Origin of the sequence: Kineothrix sp. IPX-CK, assembly GCF_039134705.1 — a bacterium.
Lineage (GTDB): Bacteria > Bacillota > Clostridia > Lachnospirales > Lachnospiraceae > Kineothrix > Kineothrix sedimenti.
This window is the reverse complement of record NZ_CP146256.1, coordinates 4,029,819-4,047,682: the sequence shown is the minus strand read 5'-3', so window position 1 is coordinate 4,047,682 and position 17,864 is coordinate 4,029,819. Positions and strand designations below refer to the sequence as shown.

At 37.5% G+C, this 17,864-nt stretch carries 14 protein-coding genes and 2 tRNA genes; 11 read left to right on the top strand and 5 right to left on the bottom strand.

The features are described from left to right. The first annotated feature begins 2 nt into the window (after positions 1 to 2). From V6984_RS19205 to V6984_RS19175, 7 genes are all read left to right on the top strand, one after another. Positions 3 to 644 (top strand): O-methyltransferase, encoded by a 642-nt coding sequence (locus tag V6984_RS19205; RefSeq protein ID WP_342757208.1) that lies wholly within the window; start codon positions 3 to 5, stop codon positions 642 to 644. A 376-nt stretch (positions 645 to 1,020) separates the two neighbouring features. Then, complete coding sequence (locus V6984_RS19200) at positions 1,021 to 2,268, top strand: U32 family peptidase (RefSeq protein WP_342757207.1); 1,248 nt, start codon at positions 1,021 to 1,023, stop codon at positions 2,266 to 2,268. 298 nt (positions 2,269 to 2,566) lie between these two features. Beyond that, positions 2,567 to 4,678, top strand: coding sequence for a glutamine synthetase III (locus tag V6984_RS19195; protein WP_342757206.1), 2,112 nt, complete (start codon positions 2,567 to 2,569; stop codon positions 4,676 to 4,678). Positions 4,679 to 5,002: 324 nt separating this feature from the next. Then, positions 5,003 to 5,074 (top strand) — tRNA-Gln (locus tag V6984_RS19190). A 644-nt stretch (positions 5,075 to 5,718) separates the two neighbouring features. Next, a complete protein-coding gene (locus tag V6984_RS19185) occupies positions 5,719 to 6,219 on the top strand; it encodes a GNAT family N-acetyltransferase (RefSeq protein WP_342757205.1) in 501 nt (166 codons plus the stop codon). 141 nt (positions 6,220 to 6,360) lie between these two features. Then, positions 6,361 to 6,828, top strand: coding sequence for a GNAT family N-acetyltransferase (locus V6984_RS19180; RefSeq protein WP_342757204.1), 468 nt, complete (start codon positions 6,361 to 6,363; stop codon positions 6,826 to 6,828). A gap of 205 nt (positions 6,829 to 7,033) precedes the next feature. Further along, the gene (locus V6984_RS19175; protein ID WP_342757203.1) at positions 7,034 to 7,204 is read left to right on the top strand and encodes a hypothetical protein; all 171 of its coding nucleotides are present in this window, start codon (positions 7,034 to 7,036) and stop codon (positions 7,202 to 7,204) included. A 28-nt stretch (positions 7,205 to 7,232) separates the two neighbouring features. Here V6984_RS19175 and V6984_RS19170 read toward each other — a convergent pair whose 3' ends face one another. Next, positions 7,233 to 8,120, bottom strand: coding sequence for a fructose bisphosphate aldolase (locus tag V6984_RS19170; protein WP_342757202.1), 888 nt, complete (start codon positions 8,118 to 8,120; stop codon positions 7,233 to 7,235). Between the two features lie 196 nt (positions 8,121 to 8,316). Here V6984_RS19170 and gpmA point away from each other — a divergent pair, with 196 nt between their 5' ends. Next, positions 8,317 to 9,072, top strand: a complete 756-nt coding sequence (gpmA, locus tag V6984_RS19165; protein WP_342757201.1) for a 2,3-diphosphoglycerate-dependent phosphoglycerate mutase — start codon at positions 8,317 to 8,319, stop codon at positions 9,070 to 9,072. A gap of 247 nt (positions 9,073 to 9,319) precedes the next feature. On the opposite strand, the gene V6984_RS19160 is transcribed toward gpmA, so the two are convergent. The 4 genes from V6984_RS19160 to V6984_RS19145 all read right to left on the bottom strand — a co-directional run bounded on the left by V6984_RS19160 (position 9,320) and on the right by V6984_RS19145 (position 13,730). Beyond that, a complete protein-coding gene (locus tag V6984_RS19160) occupies positions 9,320 to 10,759 on the bottom strand; it encodes an ABC transporter ATP-binding protein (RefSeq protein WP_342757200.1) in 1,440 nt (479 codons plus the stop codon). A gap of 16 nt (positions 10,760 to 10,775) precedes the next feature. Further along, positions 10,776 to 11,462, bottom strand: a complete 687-nt coding sequence (locus V6984_RS19155; protein ID WP_342757199.1) for an energy-coupling factor transporter transmembrane component T — start codon at positions 11,460 to 11,462, stop codon at positions 10,776 to 10,778. A 56-nt stretch (positions 11,463 to 11,518) separates the two neighbouring features. After that, complete coding sequence (locus V6984_RS19150; RefSeq protein ID WP_342757198.1) at positions 11,519 to 12,130, bottom strand: MptD family putative ECF transporter S component; 612 nt, start codon at positions 12,128 to 12,130, stop codon at positions 11,519 to 11,521. A 583-nt stretch (positions 12,131 to 12,713) separates the two neighbouring features. Beyond that, positions 12,714 to 13,730 carry an AraC family transcriptional regulator gene (locus V6984_RS19145; RefSeq protein ID WP_342757197.1) on the bottom strand — a complete coding sequence of 339 codons (1,017 nt, stop codon included), beginning with the start codon at positions 13,728 to 13,730 and terminating at the stop codon, positions 12,714 to 12,716. Positions 13,731 to 13,944: 214 nt separating this feature from the next. On the opposite strand from V6984_RS19145, the gene V6984_RS19140 reads away from it, so the two are divergent. From V6984_RS19140 to V6984_RS19130, 3 genes are all read left to right on the top strand, one after another. Continuing rightward, entirely contained in the window at positions 13,945 to 15,693 is a 1,749-nt protein-coding gene (locus V6984_RS19140) for an ABC transporter ATP-binding protein (RefSeq protein WP_342757196.1), read from the top strand. Further along, positions 15,686 to 17,407 (top strand): ABC transporter ATP-binding protein, encoded by a 1,722-nt coding sequence (locus tag V6984_RS19135; RefSeq protein ID WP_342757195.1) that lies wholly within the window; start codon positions 15,686 to 15,688, stop codon positions 17,405 to 17,407. Before V6984_RS19140 ends, V6984_RS19135 begins: the two co-directional genes overlap by 8 nt. A gap of 302 nt (positions 17,408 to 17,709) precedes the next feature. After that, positions 17,710 to 17,821 (top strand) — tRNA-Gln (locus V6984_RS19130). The last annotated feature ends 43 nt before the right edge of the window (positions 17,822 to 17,864 follow it).

The following is a 17,864-nucleotide window of genomic DNA, read 5'->3' as shown; positions in this document are numbered from 1 at the left end:
AAATGATTACGGATGAAAGAATCAGCGCCTTTATTGACTCTTTTGACAGAGGAAATACGGAGCTTTTGAATGAAATAGAGGATGAGTGCAAGAGGACCAATGTGCCGGTGATCCGTACACAGATGCAGAGTCTGCTTCGGCTGCTTTTGGCGATGAACAGGCCGCAGAGTATTCTGGAGGTAGGAACGGCAATAGGGTTTTCGGCACTTCTTATGAGTGAATATGCACCGGAAGGCTGTAGGATAACGACTATAGAAAAGTATGAGAAGAGGATTCCTATAGCGAAAGAAAATTTTAAGAGGGCAGGCAGGGAAGATACTATTACGTTACTGGAGGGTGATGCCACAGAAATTCTGCAAGAGCTTCAAGGATGCTATGATTTTATTTTTATGGATGCGGCGAAGGGACAGTATATTCATTTTCTGCCAGATATATTGCGGCTGTTGAAAACGGGCGGACTGCTGGTATCAGACAACGTCCTGCAGGATGGAGACATTATCGAGTCCCGCTTTGCGGTGACGAGGAGAGACAGAACGATTCATTCCAGAATGCGGGAATACCTTTATGAGCTGAAGCATAACGAACAGCTTGAAACGGTGATCTTGCAAGTGGGAGACGGCGTTACCGTAAGTGTGAAATTATAAATATGATTAGGGTGTCAAAAGTCCTTTCTTAGATTTTGAAGTCAATCGAATCCAAACCAAAAGACTCCCGTGCCGAATTCCAATATATAAGAAGTTCTAATTCTTCGAACATTTGAGTCAAACATAGCAGAAAACAAAAAACTCGCTACGCTCAAACAGTTTTGTTTTCTGCTATGACCCAAATATTCAAAGAAAGAACTTCTAAATATTTTCATAGGCGCACTCGTTCTTTTGGTTTGGATTCGATTGCCTGCGAAAGCTTGTTAAAAGGACTTTTGACACCCTGATCAGATATATGTGATAAGCAATATTTTATGAAGAGAGTGCCGTGCAAAATGTATTGCGTGTGGTATATGGAGAAAGGAATGATTATTTAATGAGAAAACCAGAGCTTTTGATTCCGGCAGGGAGTCTGGAAGTGCTGAAAACAGCGGTTGCCTATGGAGCGGACGCCGTATATATCGGTGGGGAGGCTTTCGGCCTTCGCGCCAAAGCGAAGAACTTTAGTATGGAGGACATGGCGGAAGGAATAGAGTTTGCCCATGCACATAGGGCAAAGGTTCATGTTACGGCCAATATACTGGCACATAATGAGGATTTAGACGGTGTAAGAGAATATTTTCATGAGCTGAAGAAGTTAAGGCCGGACGCACTCATCATTGCGGATCCGGGCATTTTTATGATGGCGAGAGAAATCTGTCCTGAAATAGATATCCATGTTTCCACGCAGGCTAACAATACGAATTATGAAACCTTTAAATACTGGCATGCACAAGGGGCGAAGCGTGTTGTTTCGGCGAGAGAGCTTTCCCTGGCTGAGATAAAAGAGATAAGAGGCAAGATTCCGGCGGAGCTGGAAATAGAAAGCTTCATTCATGGGGCGATGTGTATTTCTTATTCCGGCAGATGTCTGCTCAGCAGCTATTTTACGGGCAGGGATGCTAACCGGGGAGCCTGTACCCATCCGTGCCGCTGGAAATATTCGGTGGTAGAGGAAAAAAGGCCGGGAGAATACATGCCGGTGTATGAAAATGAAAGAGGTACTTATATTTTTAACTCCAAGGATTTGTGTATGATAGAGCATATTCCCGAAATGATAGAGGCGGGTATCGACAGCTTTAAGATAGAAGGAAGAATGAAAACAGCGCTCTATGTGGCGACGGTGGCGAGGACATACCGGAAAGCGATTGATGATTATCTGGAGTCGAAGGAAAAATATCTTGCCAATATGGAATGGTATAAGGCGGAAATCGCCAAATGCACTTACCGGCAGTTTACCACCGGTTTTTATTTCGGTAAGCCGGATGAAAATACTCAGATTTATGATTCCAATACGTATGTGAACGAATATATCTATTTAGGAACAGTGGAGGAAGTAGACGATGGGAGCCGTGTCCGCATCGTGCAGCGCAACAAATTCTGCGTGGGCGATGTCATTGAGATTATGAAGCCGGATGGTACAAATATGCCCGTTACGGTATTGTCTCTTACCACACTGGAGGGGGAAGCTGTGGATAGCGCTCCGCATCCGAAGCAGGTGCTGTACGTAGAGCTGACAGGCAAGGCTGAGAAAAATGATATTCTTAGGATAGAAGCGCTTAAGGAAGAAGGGAACCGGCCGTAAAAGGCCGGTCAAAAAAGGAGATTATCCCGCAATTTTTACATGTTGTACAATGTGAACAGTAAACCGGCGGAAAATAACTTGTTTTTTACAATATTTAATAAAATTGAAAATAGGGGGTTGCAATTTTGCAAACAATAGAGTATCTTATAGAAAACGAAGGGAAACCTTCAGGTATAAGGTATCTTGAACGAGGATGTTCCATGTGTTTTTTTGGAGCATTTTTTTTTATACCATAGAGACCTTGTTATGTCGCAGTCGGTGAGCGGCGAACTATGATAAGACGAAAGGGAGCAAAAAAATGAGCGAAGTTTTTAATGTGGAAAAGATTTTTGCAAAAAATGTATTTACTCTCGGTAAAATGAAAGAACGTTTACCTAAAAATGTTTTCAAAGAAGTAAAGAAGGTTATGGATCAGGGAGGCGAGCTTTCTCTCGCGGCGGCAGATGTTGTAGCTAAGGCTATGAAAGACTGGGCGGTGGAGAACGGCGCTACACACTATACACATTGGTTTCAGCCGCTTACGGGCATTACGGCTGAAAAGCACGACTCTTTTGTGGCACATCCGGATGAAGAGGGCAGAATGCTTATGGAATTCTCCGGAAAAGAACTGATCAAAGGAGAGCCGGATGCATCTTCTTTCCCTTCTGGAGGACTTCGTTCGACCTTCGAAGCCAGAGGCTATACTGCATGGGATATTACATCTCCTGCTTTCTTAAAAGAAGCGGCAACGGGAGTAATTCTTTGTATTCCTACGGCATTTTGCTCCTACAAGGGAGAAGCTTTGGATAAGAAAACCCCTCTTTTGAGGTCCATGGAAGCGGTCAGCGAACAGGCTCTTCGTATTGTCAGACTTTTCGGAAATACGGAAGCGAAAAGGGTGGTTGCAAGCGTAGGCGCGGAACAGGAATATTTCCTTGTGGATAAAGATAAATATTTGGATAGACCAGATCTTATATTTGCGGGACGTACTTTATTTGGCGCACCGGCTCCTAAGGGACAGGAGCTGGAGGATCACTATTTCGGCGTAATAAGAGAGCGCATAGGCGCATACATGAAGGATTTGAATGAGGAGCTTTGGAAGCTCGGAGTAACGGCGAAGACCCAGCACAACGAGGTTGCACCTGCGCAGCACGAGCTGGCTCCCGTTTATGAAACGGCTAATATTGCGGTAGATCATAATCAGATTGTTATGGAGACAATGAAGAGAGTTGCAGTTCACCACGACCTCAGATGTCTGCTTCACGAGAAGCCCTTTGCGGGAGTGAACGGCTCCGGTAAGCATAACAATTGGTCTTTGGGAACGGATAACGGTGTAAATCTTCTTGATCCGGGAGATACGCCGAATGAGAATATACAGTTTTTATTAGTGTTGGCTTGTATATTGAAGGCTGTGGACACTCACGCAGATTTGTTGCGCCAGAGTGCTTCGGATGTAGGCAATGACCACAGACTTGGAGCTAATGAAGCGCCTCCGGCGATCATTTCCATTTTCCTTGGAGAGCAGCTTGAGGATGTGGTAAAACAGCTTGTAGAGACGGGCATCGCGGAAACATGCAAGGAAGGCGGCGTATTGAAGACGGGCGTATCCTCTCTTCCCGATCTTGTAAAAGACGCAACCGATAGAAACAGAACGTCACCCTTCGCGTTTACAGGAAATAAGTTTGAGTTCCGCATGGTAGGCTCTGCTGATTCCATCGCCAGCCCGAACACCACCTTGAATGCGATTGTGGCAGAGGTGTTCTGTGAAGCGGCGGACATATTGGAGAAGGCTGATGATTTCGATTTGGCGGTACATGATTTAATAAAAGAATACATGAACAAACACCAGAGAATTATCTTCAACGGCGACGGATACTCCGAGGAGTGGGTAAAAGAAGCGGAAAGAAGAGGGCTTCCTAACATTAAGAGCATGGTGGAAGCTGTAGATACTTTGACCACGGATAAGTCCGTGAAGCTGTTTGAAAAGTTCGGTATCTTCACAAAGGCAGAGTTGGAATCCAGAGAAGAGGTTCTCTATGAAACGTATGCGAAGACGATTAATATCGAGGCTCTTACCATGATCGATATGGCTTCCAAGCAGATTATTCCGGCAGTTATGAAATACACGAAGTCTCTTGCGGATACTGTGATTGCAGTAAAAGAAGCCGGTGCGGACGTATCTGTTCAGTCTGAGCTGCTAGGCAGCATCTCTAAGAAGCTGGTTGAAATGAAAACGGCGTTAGTGAAGCTTGAAGAAATTGAAGAGCAGGCCAGCGCTATGCCGGAGGGCAAGGAGCAGGCATTCTTCTATAAGGATCAGGTGGTCGGGGCCATGGAAGCTTTAAGAGCACCTGCGGATGAGCTGGAGAGACTTGTGGATAAAGAAATTTGGCCTATTCCAACCTATGCAGACTTGATTTTTGAGGTATAATGACCGAATGGGGAAGGTTAAACAATAAATAAAAAAGAGGCTGGTCGATGTCTTGTGAGCATTGGCCGGTTTCTTATTGTTCTTCTATTCTCTGCTTTATGGACGATAAACCCATCGGGTTTTAAAGCTTTTGTATTCTCCTTGAATGATGGGTATAAGATGCTTGGTTTCTGCCTGTTTTGTTCTGCAAAAATAGAGCTAATAAAGTCTATGAGCAATTACAAAATAAAACTACAAAAAATTCGAATTAGGTCTTGCAATATGAAAATGATTCGTGTATAATACCAAAATGTAGCATGTAAATAATGTGTGGACAAATAGCATAGGGCTATCGCCAAACGGTAAGGCAACGGACTCTGACTCCGTCATCTCAAGGTTCGAATCCTTGTAGCCCTGGTGGAAGAACTCAGCTGAAACAATCAGTTGAGTTTTTTTGTGCCTGCAAATATAAGGAATGTGCGGGCTCTGAGGAATTCATTAGAATTAGGATCTATTTGACAGTAAAATCTATGAATATCCATTTTGCGTCTTTTTACGGGTATTTCATGCTTATTTCGAATGGATAGGTCAATTTATAGGTCAGAAATTGGGGAAATACCAGTATTTAGAGGATGAGAGAGGAATCGGGAATAATTATCTGGAGAACACTGACGGGAAAGGCATGCTATTCAAAGGCGCTATTTGGGCTCATATAGATGATAAAGCTATAATACCCATATAGAGTAGCTGGAAGCGCATAGGGGCGAAAGAAGGGGAAAAAGGGAGGGAAATTGTACAGTCCTGCATGTTCGGGAGGACTATTTAAAAGAAATGAAGAAAAGACAAATATATATGCCGGATACTACAGACATTTTAAAGTCTGTTTATAGTAAAACAGTAAACATCATTGATACTTAGGTTAATAAATTGGTTTTATTTAAAGTTTCAAGATTTTGAATTTTTCTATTTTAAATAGTATTTTTCATCAAAAAATGATATGATATTATCAGATTTAAAGGAGAATATTTATAGCAAATCAATAAATCTTTGGAGATTAAAATATGGATTTTAGGTTAGCAGAAATACAAGATTTAGCAGAAATTTTTACTGTTGTTAAAGCATCGATAAAAGATATGGAGGCAAATGGAATTTACCAGTGGGATGAACTCTATCCTGCCAAAAGGGACTTTGCCGGCGACATCGAAAAAAAACATTTATTTATCGGATTAAAGAATCAAATGATTGCTGTTGTTTATGTTATCAACGAGGAATGCGATGAGGATTATAGAAATGGAGCTTGGGAGTATCCTGACGATAAATATTGCGTAATCCATAGATTATGTGTAAATCCTGAATTTCAACATCAGGGAATTGGGAAAATAGCACTGGAATATGCAGAAAAACAAATGATAGACAGGGGATATCAATCAGTCAGATTGGATGCTTTTTCTAATAATCCCTTTGCCTTAAAATTGTATTCAAAGGCTTGTTACAAAAATGTAGGATATGCGGAATGGAGAAAAGGCAGATTTTTCTTGATGGAAAAGCGACTTTACTCGTAACTATGATTTTAATAAATGAAGAGCCAGTCAAAAGTGTTACTTATAAATTAAAGTAGATTTTCACTATATTTATGCATCAATGACCTGATTACATAAAGAATTAAATGTTTATATGGTTTATGGAAGGAAACGTATAGGATAATGGAAATAATAATCAGTCCCGTTGATAATCAGAACCTTTCCGTCGCAATGAAGTTAATAGAAGAGGTTTTTGATGAATTTGTGGCACCAGACTATTCAGAGCAGGGAATAAAATCCTTTAAAGAGAACTTTATTTATGATAAGAAATTTCTTGCCAAATTTGCAGAAGGAACCGAAACAATGTATGGAGCATATTACAAAGAGGAGATTGTAGGTTGCCTTTCCATAAGTATACATAATACCATTTCATGTATTTTTGTAAAAAGAGAGTACCATAGAAAAGGCATTGCATCCATGTTATTAAACACAGTAATTGAAGAATTGAAAAAACGAGGTGCGGTTGCCATTAAGCTAAACGCATCACCGTATGCTATGCCTTTTTATTATGCGATGGAATTTAAAAATGCAGGAGATACAGGCAATTATAATGGAATAATATATACACCAATGGAGCTGGATTTGATATAGAGTTTCAACTTCCCGTTATATTTATTATAGTTAACAAACTAATATCAATAATAGAAAGTTGGCATCAAGTATTATTAATGTAAAGTAGCAAGTTAGCTGTTTACAACGGGGTAATCCAAGGTTGCTGCATGAAGGAACAATTTATTAAATATTTGTAGAGACATTAATGCATAGAAATAGGTTGGCTTCTAATAGTGCGATTAATTTGAATGATGGAAGCATTGAACTTGTAAACGATGAAATATATTACTATTTTGAAAAGTGGAAAATCTTGATATGTGCCGTAACAGATTATATAGCTGGAATAACAGATGGATATGCTCTGGAAGAATCTGAAAAATTCGGCTCTCCTCTTCAATTTTACTTTGTTAATTAATTATAGAAGGGGAGAGCCAGTAAATGCATTACGTAATTGATGCAGCATAAATAGCTTTAATGGAGCTTGACAATGTCGCATTAAATTCTTCATCCGATTGTTGCGCTGTCAGACTTTGTGAGAGTGCACGAGAAAAGCTGGCAATCAATCCTTGGTTACGCGATAACTTTTCATTTGCTTCAATTTGTGTATATCCCCCGGACAGAGCCACAACTCTTACAATATGAGAGTCACTCACTAAATCGCTAAAGAAATTATCTTTTGTTGGTATGGATAGCTTAAGCATGACTTTTTCGTCTTGGCCCAGGTTAGATAATTGATTAAAAATTTCATTCTTCAGTATTTTCTCGGATTCTTCCTTATCCAGACTGTGAATATCCACCTCGGGTTCAATAATCGGAACCAGCCCGGCCGCAATGATCCGTTTGCCGATCTCGAATTGTTGCTCAACTACTTTTTTTATTCCTTCGAGGTTGGCATCTTTAATAACAGAGCGCATTTTCGTTCCGAAAATGTTCTTTTCAACAGCCCGCTTTAAAAGGCTATCCAACTCTGGGATTGGCTTCATAAGCTGAACACCATTTTCTATATCGGACAGACCTTTATCAATCTTTAAAAAAGGAATGACACCCTTCTTCTCCCAAAGGTAATCAGCAGTAAATTGATCGTCAATGGTGCGATCCATTGTGTTCTCAAATAAAATGGCGCCCAGAATATACTCGGAAGAAAATGAAGGACTTGTTATAATCCGTTTTCTCATCTCATGTACTAAATCAAACATTTCTTCTTCATTGGAATAGCTGTCTTCCTTAATACCATATTGAAGGAGTGCTTTTGGGGTACTTCCGCCACTCTGATCTAAGGCAGCAATAAAGCCTTTTCCTGTTTGGATTCGATCCATTTGTATTTTGTTCATAAAATTATCTCCTTTCTGCAAATGTGTCCTGAATTTATTATAGCATGTTTGCACACTTATACAATTCCTCATTTAACAAAATAAACGTGTATATTTCTCATTAAAAAAATATTACAATACAGTTGGTTCGATTTTTGATATAATTGAAATAAATTATAAATTAAATTTTTATGTTTAAGTTAGGAGGCAATAACATATGAAACTGATTATCGTTCGGCATGGTGAAAGTGAGTGGAACAGGCTTAACTTATTTACGGGATGGACTGATGTGGAGTTATCAGAGCATGGAAAACAGGAAGCAAAAAGTGCAGGACAACTGTTAAAAAAAGAGGGGTATGATTTCGATGTGTGCTATACATCGTATCTTAAAAGAGCGATACAAACCTTGAATACTATATTGGAAGAAATGGATAGAGAGTGGTTACCGGTTAAAAAATCGTGGCTGCTTAACGAACGCCATTATGGAGCGCTCCAAGGGCTTAATAAAGAAGAAACTACAAAAAGATTTGGACAAGAGCAGGTGCAAATCTGGCGCCGCTCCTATGATATCCTACCTCCGGCATTAAGTGAAGATGATGGCAGAAACCCAAGGCATCAGGAACAGTATAGAGAGATAACAAAGGAGAGACTTCCTTTAGTAGAGAGCTTAAAAGATACAATAGAAAGAGTAATTCCATATTTTGAGCAGAACATCATGAATGACATGAAGCAGGGTAAAAGAGTTATTATTGCTGCACATGGAAATACGATAAGGGCTTTGATAAAATATCTGGACCGACTATCCGAGAAAGAAATTATATCGGTTAATATACCTACAGGTATACCTCTTGTGTATGAATTTGATGAAGATTTTCAAGTTATTAGGAATTACTACTTGGGAGATAAAGATCTTATTGAAGAAAAAACAAAAAAAGTGGCCGATCAAGCTAATATAAACAAGAATCAAAAATAAATTGGATGTACTACAGAATTAAGATTGTCAAGGAGTAAAATTATATTTGAGCAAAAAAGGACAAGGCTGTTGTCGGCCTTGTCATGTGTGGGTTAACGTCGATAATTCAATTGGTTACAGCGTTGCGTTTTCGGCGTTGATACTCTCAATCGAAGCAAAAGCATATAAGTTCAACGTGATAGATATATTCCCATGACCTATAATATACCGTAAAATTGCTTTATTTGAGGTTAACTTATTTTCATCTCTATATTCTCGTTTGTAAATTTATCTCAGTAATGTGTATTGTTTTAGTGTTCATTTTTAAAACAAATTCAAAATCATGACTTATGATGATAAAACTAATGCCTTTCTCTGCATATTCATGAATCATTTTTTGCATACGTTGCATATTTCTAGCATCAAGCCCTGATGTTGGTTCATCTAGAATCAAGTATTCTGGTTGTCTCATTAAACCTACTCCGAAGGTAAGTCTCTGCTTTTGCCCGCCTGACAATGACGCAGGATGTTGTTCTCTCAAAGAATCCAGACCAAGATCTCTTAAAATCTTTTCTGCTCTTTTGATGTTTTCTTCAGTTGGATTGCTGCCTAATAGAAGTTCACTGATTACACTGTCAGAAAATAATTGATAGTCTGAATCTTGAAGAACAAACCAAAATTTACTACGGCGGTTTTTCATTGAAAGCACTTGTTTGTTTATCTCTATAGTTCCGGATTTTTCTTTTAACACCCCGCAAAGAGTACGTGCCAGTGTTGTTTTCCCAATTCCGTTTTTTCCAGTTAATACAACGATTTCACCTTTTGCAATACATAGATTCAAATTACTTAACAACGGTTTTGATAATCTACCAAATCCAACCGAAAGATTCTTTAATTCCAACGTTTCAGAACTTCTTTTTTTGTCAATCCCGTTCTCTCGATTAAGTACCTCACCAAGCGTAATCATATGACTATTCCTAATCCCAAGTGAATTTAAATAATCTTGTGATAGTTTTTGAAAATCCCTAATATTCCAATTATTTATTATCTCTCCATCATCCATATAGATAATCCGATCCAATACATCCATTAAATAATAAATGCGATGATCTGCGACCAGAATTGTTTTTCCCTGTCTCTTTAGATCTTTTAGTAATTCGGCAAGGATAAAGCATGATTCATTATCAAGATTGGCTGATGGTTCATCAAGTACATATATATCCGGATTATGGACCTGTACTGCATTCATAGCTACTTTTTGTTTCTCACCGCTTGAAAGATTTTCTAACTTTCTGCTTCTCAAGTGCGGAATATGATTAGCATTCAACACTGTTTCAATACGAGTTTTGATGAGATTAGCATCACAACCATAATTCTCTGATGCGAAAGCAAGTTCATCCAATACATTTGAAGTAAAAAACTGAGAACGAGCGTCTTGAAAAACGCTTCCGACTATTTTCCCATATTCCCATTCTTCAAAGAGTGCCGTATTCTTTCCTGCAATATATATAGTTCCTTCCAAATCACCTTCAAAATAATGCGGTATTAATCCATTAATAGTACGAGAAAGTGTAGTTTTACCGCACCCTGATGCTCCTGTAATCAGCATACATTCACCTTTCATAATATCCAGTGAAATATTTCTTAATTGATGACTTTCACCTCCATATGAAAATGAAATATTTTCAAACCTAACCATTGATTTCATTAAATGTTTACCTCATTCAAACTTTTGTAAAGAAAATAGCAATGCCGCACGTAACGATTGTGCAACCCACAGCGATATCAGAAAACTTTATTCGGCTGTCATAAATAGATGTTCTTGCTTCTGGATAGTCAATTCCCTTTGTCATTGCCGATGCTGCCAATTCATCTGTTATCTTCAGTGTCCGCATCATTAGAGGTACAAATGTATATTCAAAACTATTAAGGGGGTGAAGCCAATTTTTTGGCTGACTCAGTGATAATCCTCTTAACTTGGCAGACATTTGGATTGATTCATTTTCCACTTTAATAATTGGGAAGAAGCGCAATGTCACAGCTAAAGTAATTAAAATATTTTTAGGAATTCCTAAATTCTGCAGTGACGAAATCATCTTTCCGCTTGGAACTTCTTGTAATACAGATGCGAACATTATCACCGGACTGAATCTTAAGATTAGAAAAGTGAAGAATCCAACAAACTTCAATACTTGATAATCAGATTTTAAAATATAAAAATGAAAAACGACAACAACCATGAGCATCACTGAGGTTTTTATCGCGCCTTTCATATGTCCGTTATATAAGAGATAGGATAATGCGAGAAGATTAAGTAAAATTAAGCGGTTAACATCAGACACCAGAATAATAATACCTATGAAAACCAGCAATAGAAACTGAATCCTTGGGTCAATGTATTTCTTTTTCATATTTACTCCTTTAATAAAGAAAGCCTGATTTATCAGACTTTCTTTACGCGATTAATCTAATTTGAACTCGAAACAATACCCGATTTAATAAAGTGCTTCTTCAAAAGCTTATACCCAAACAGGCAACCCAGAACTATGGCAATAACCAACAGTGCGATAGCGACCGCAATCCAAAATGGGGTTGTCATATATTTAATATAGGCCTCACGTAAGACACCCTCAATTTGCATTAATGAGAAGTAATATTCCGCCGAAATGGCCAGCACAATATAATTACAGAAGCCGTAAATCAGATTGTATACAGTGTATGCCAGAGTTTGTGCCTTTAAATTTCTGTAACCTCCGAATTTGGCTAAAATAAGTTCTCCTAATAAACCGCCGACAAGTGTAAACGGCAGTACAAACGGCGCACCCATAATAGCATAAAATAGTCCATTAATAATTGCAAAGGTTAATAATGTACCGCGTTTCCCGACTTTGTATGCTAGTAAAATATAAATCGGGCATGTAAAGAAGAGGACAAATGCTGTTGCGAACGGATACGCCCATACCAGAAACGGTGTTGTTAGCATCGATAAGGCGAATGAGATTACAAGGCTTACGACAGTATACAGTCCAATGGTCAAATAATCCTTTGATACCAATTTATTCGTTTTTTCTTTTTTCATATTCTTCCTCCTATTTTCTAAATGGATTCGTTTAAATAAATTTTTAGTTTTTTGTTTCAGTTTGCATACTTACCAGATTCGGAAATATCACTCCAATACAATATGCGTAGTTCTATGAGCTATAAAGGACTCCATTTTCGCAACTGCCTGATCAATGGTTATGAACCTCTGTCACTTGAATCAGGGTTAAATATCTCATCGGAACCTTTTACGCTTCAAGTATGTAATTAATACAGATTCATGATTCGCTATCCTAACCTTTCCCCTTCCTTGCAATTCAACGAAAATATTTTCTACACGATACTTATCTCAAATTAACTATTTGCAAATCATTCGCATTCAAATGTTATCATGCAAAAGATTAATAGTCAAGATTTAATTGCGAATCATTTGCAATAACTGTATGATTAGTATTGCAATAGATTTTAGCAAAATGAAGTTTGCATTTTAGATAATTTTTGAGGCGTTAATGTTATAAGGGATAGACTGGAATATGAAACTCAATTATTTATGGAGGCAGCGGTTAACAAAAAGGTTGGGACGTTAGCGACGCTATGTTCCAACCCTTTATCAAGGAACTTATTTATCGTTTATCTTTACATGATGAATGTTTTTCCGGATTATATTGATGCATGTGCATAGAAGTGCTATTTAAAGAACTCATCTTTTTTACTTCACGAGGATATACGCCCTTATATTTCTTGAAAAGTATTGTAAATCTACTATGAGAGATATATCCCACAGATTTTGCAATATCTTTTATTTCGAGAGATGTTGTTGACAGCAAGGTTTCTGCGATGTTCATTCTTCTTTTTTGTGTGTATTCCGTTATGCTCATTTGATATTTCTGTTTAAATACATTTTTCAATTTTGTACCGCTCATCATAGCAATTTTCTCTAAGAGTTCCTGGGATAGCACCAAAGCATAATGGTCGTTAATATAGCTTGCTACATTTTCGATTGCTTTCTCGTCAGATTTAGATATTGGTTTTAATTTTAATTTGTTAAAGTATGCATCAAGGGTGATGCTTAACCACTCTTTTGCTTTTGCTTCAAGAAATATCTCAGCAGCAGGAGAATTCATATTCCAATTTAAAATAGAATTTGCTAATTTTTCTAAAGGCTTTGTAACAAGCTCTCTGGTTTCAAAAAAAAGATCGTAAATACTTGTGCATTCCGGATTTAAGTGGCAGGAGATATACTCTTCAATCATTTTATTCTTGAAATAAATCCCGACACTGACGTATGGGAAGTTTGCGTGTAAAAGAAATCGTACGTCTGTCCGTTCTATATTCATAATAAACATGGTGTTTGATGTTAATGCTTGATAAGGATTAAAACATTCTCCGTTTGCTGATTTAATATATGTTGAGCTGAATGCTATAAAAGGACTTATATCAGGGAAAAAATTAACCATATGTTCCTTTTTAATAAAAGAGTCATGTATATCAATGATGAATTGATCTGTTTCATAATACCAATAGATGCCATTAAAATTTTCATTCTGAGTGCAAAAAGTTTTGCCGACCTGAGAGTATTTTGAGTAATTATGGCAGGAATTCCACCCTGATTTTTCTATAAAATCTTGAAACGTATTCATAAGCAAACCTCCTGATATCTTGATTAGACAATAACCCGATTAGACATTGTCGGATATATTCTATTGTATCTTGTTTTAGCAAATGATACAATTAAAAAACTGATATTGCTGAAAAAAATGAGCGAACAAGTTATATTTGTAGCATTGATTTTATCGATAAATTTTATCAGCTGCTAAAATATTGTCTAAATGAGATAATATAAGGAGGTATTATATGTTAAAAGTTTACAAAAAATTACTTCATTATGTGCCAAAAGAAAGATGGTTAGCATTTGTAGCAATCCTATTTACTGCTGTTTCTACTGTGATAACAGTATCGGCATATTACTACATGTATGAGTTTCTTAAAAGGCTTGTTATCATGAACGATGCGGGAGATGCGTTTCATTATGCAATTATTATAGTGGGACTGTTGGTAGCAGGGTCGCTTATTTATATCTTCTCTGTGCTTCTAACCCATATTCTTGGGTTTAGATTAGAAACAAATTTGAGAAAAAAAGGAATTGATGGTCTTATCAATGCCAGCTTTAGATTCTTTGATTTAAATTCATCCGGTAGAACCAGGCAGCTATTAGATGATAATGCGGCGCAAACGCATAGCATTGTTGCACACCTTATACCAGATAACGCAGGGGCGGTGCTTACTCCGGTATTAGTACTTATCATGGGGTTTGTGATTGACTTAAAGGTTGGAATAGCTTTGCTTGTGTTTACTGTTCTGGGGGCGGGACAAATTGTTTTGATGTCAGGAGATAAACATTTCATGGCAATTTATCAAGAGGCATTAGAGAAGATGAATAGTGAAACAGTTGAATATGTACGCGGTATGCAAGTTGTTAAAATTTTTGGAGCCAGTGTTAATTCGTTTAAGGCTTTGCATAAAGCCATTATGGATTATTCAAAATACGCTCTCGATTATTCCATGAGTTGCAGGAAGCCATATTTAAGATTTCAGATTGTTTTTCTGGGAGCAATAACCATTCTTACGCCGTTTATGGTTTTGTTTACAGATATTCATGCTGATCCCAAAATGCTTGCGGTGGATTTGATTATGTTTTTGTTTCTTAGCGGCGTATTATTTAGCGGATTTATGAAAATCATGTATGTATCTATGTATGCATATATGGGAATCTCTGCCGTGGAAAAATTGGAGCGAATATTCGCCGATATGCAAAAAGATAAATTGGAATTTGGCACGCTGGAGAAATTTAAAAACTTTGATATTGAGTTTGACAAGGTTAGCTTTGGATATGGCGATGAAATGGTTTTAGAAAATCTTAGCTTTAAACTTGAAGAAAACAAAAGTTATGCTTTGGTTGGTGCCTCAGGCAGCGGAAAGTCCACTATTGCAAAGTTGATATCAGGATTTTATAGAATCAACAGCGGCGATATAAAAATTGGCGGTAAAAGTATTACAAGCTACAGTGAAGAAGCAATCACGAAAAGCATTGCCTTTGTATTTCAAGACAGCAAGTTATTTAAAATGAGTATTTACGATAATGTAAAAACAGCAAATCCTGATGCGACGAACGAGGAAGTGTTTGAAGCACTTCATCTTGCAGGCTGTGATGAAATTATAAAGAAATTTCCCTTAAAAGAACAAACAGTTATTGGTACTAAAGGGGTGTTTTTATCAGGTGGGGAAAAGCAAAGAATTGCCATAGCCAGAGCGATTCTTAAAAATGCAAATATTATTATAATGGATGAGGCAAGTGCGGCAGTTGACCCTGAGAACGAGCATGAGTTACAAAAGGCATTTAAAAATCTTATTAAGGGAAAAACCGTCATTATGATTGCGCACAGATTGAGTAGTATCAGAGCAGTTGACGAAATATTGGTGATGGAGAAGGGGAAAATAATAGAGAGGGGCAATGATACTGAATTAATGAGAGAAGACAGCAGGTATAAGCGTTTTCAAGAGCTTTATACAAAAGCGAACGATTGGAGGGTGCGTTATGAATAATTTATTTAAGAAATATTTTGCTCTGACGGACAGAGGTGCAAGCGATTTGGTTAGAGCCAGTTTAGCATCCTTTTTAGTATATATAGTGAATATGCTCCCGGCTATACTGCTCATGATTTTGTTTAATGAGCTTGTTTTGGGAAACGTAAAAAACAATATTTTTTACATAGGCTTTTCTGTTTTGGTACTTGTTATCATGTATATACTTCTAAGAGTGGAATACAATACACTTTATAATTCAACCTATAAAGAAAGCGCTAATTTGAGACTTGATATTGCAGATACTTTGAGCAAACTTCCTCTTTCTTATTTTTCTAAGCATAATCTATCTGATCTTTCCCAGACGATTATGGCTGATGTTGCAGCTATCGAACATGCCATAAGCCATGCGATGGCAAAAACAATCGGATTTTTTATGTTTTTTCCACTTATATCTATTCTTTTACTAATCGGAAATATAAAACTGGGGCTTGCCGTTATTTTGCCAATAATTATAGCATTTTTATTAATTGTTTGGTCTAAAAAAATCCAATTAAGAGAAAATATTAAATATTATACAAAGCTTAGGGATAATTCGGACAGTTTTCAAGAAGCGATCGAGTTACAGCAAGAGATAAAGAGTTTTGGACTTGCAAAAGAAATTAAAGAAAATTTGTATAAAAAAATGGAAGAGGGCGAGAAAATACACTTAAAAGCTGAATTTACGGCAGTTGTTCCGCTGCTTTTTTCAGGACTTGTTGTTCAGATTGCTTTTGCAATCGTCATATTGGTAGGAACGGGACTATTTTTAAAAGGTGAAATAAACGTTTTATATCTCATTGGATATATTTTGGCATCTATCAAAATCAAAGAAGGTGTGGATGGAGTAAGTCAAAACATCGCAGAGCTTTATTATATTGATGCCATGATTAATCGCATTAAAGAAATAAGAAGTACAAAAGTTCAAAAAGGAGAAGATAAAGAAATTTCAAATTATGATATAGAACTAAAAGATGTATCCTTTGCTTACAATGAAGATACAGCAGTTCTGAAAAATGTCAGTTTTACGGCAAATCAAAATGAGGTGACTGCCCTAGTGGGCATGTCAGGCTGTGGAAAGACAAGTATTCTGCGCTTGATTTCCAGACTTTATGATTATGATGGCGGAAAGATAAAAATTGGAGGCGTGGATATAAAAGAAATTTCCACAAAATCATTATTTGAAAAAATATCCATTGTCTTTCAGGATGTAACGCTTTTTAATACATCAATAGCAGAAAATATAAGAATAGGAAAAAAGACGGCAACAGATAAAGAGGTAAAAGAAGCGGCCAGGCTGGCAAATTGCGAAGAATTTATTAATCAGCTTCCGGAGGGGTACGATACCGTAATCGGTGAAAACGGAGCAACCTTGTCAGGAGGTGAAAGACAAAGATTATCCATTGCCAGAGCATTTCTGAAAAATGCACCAATCATCATCTTGGATGAAATAGCTGCCTCCTTAGATGTGGATAATGAGAAAAAAATACAAGAAAGCTTAAATCATTTAATTAAAAATAAAACCGTTATCATTATTTCTCACAGACTAAAATCCGTTGAAAATGCGGATAAGATAGTAATTATTGACAATGGAGAAGTAGAAGCTTTCGGAAAGCACGAGGAACTTATGTATTCCTCATCAATTTATAACAATTTAGTAGAAAAAGCAAAGTTAGCAGAAGTATTTAAATACTAAGGCGGTTGTGACATTTCTATAACTAAGCAAGAAGTTTATTTAATATTGATTGTAATGGAAGCGTTTTCTCCTGCGCAGGCTCTGGAAAAGCGGGACTTGACTGGACGGTGGAGCAACATCCCTTTGAGACAACGGAAAGAATTCCGCTAAACGGATTTCTGGCAAATGTGAGAAATACGGATAAAAAAGTATTAGGAGTAGTAACGGACAAGTACCGGGTAGTACAGAATGAAGAAGCCTTTGCCTTTACAGATACGCTGTTAGGGGAAGGGTTACCTATGAGACGGCAGGCTCTCTGCAAGAGGGCCAAAAGGTATGGTCACTTGCCAGACTTCCCCGGCGTTACATCATATCCAGAGATAACATAACGGATTCTGATTCCGTCATCCCAAGGTTCGAATCCTTGTAGCCCTGTTAAGAAACTCAATCGAATGATTCGGCTGTTTTTTTATTTAGC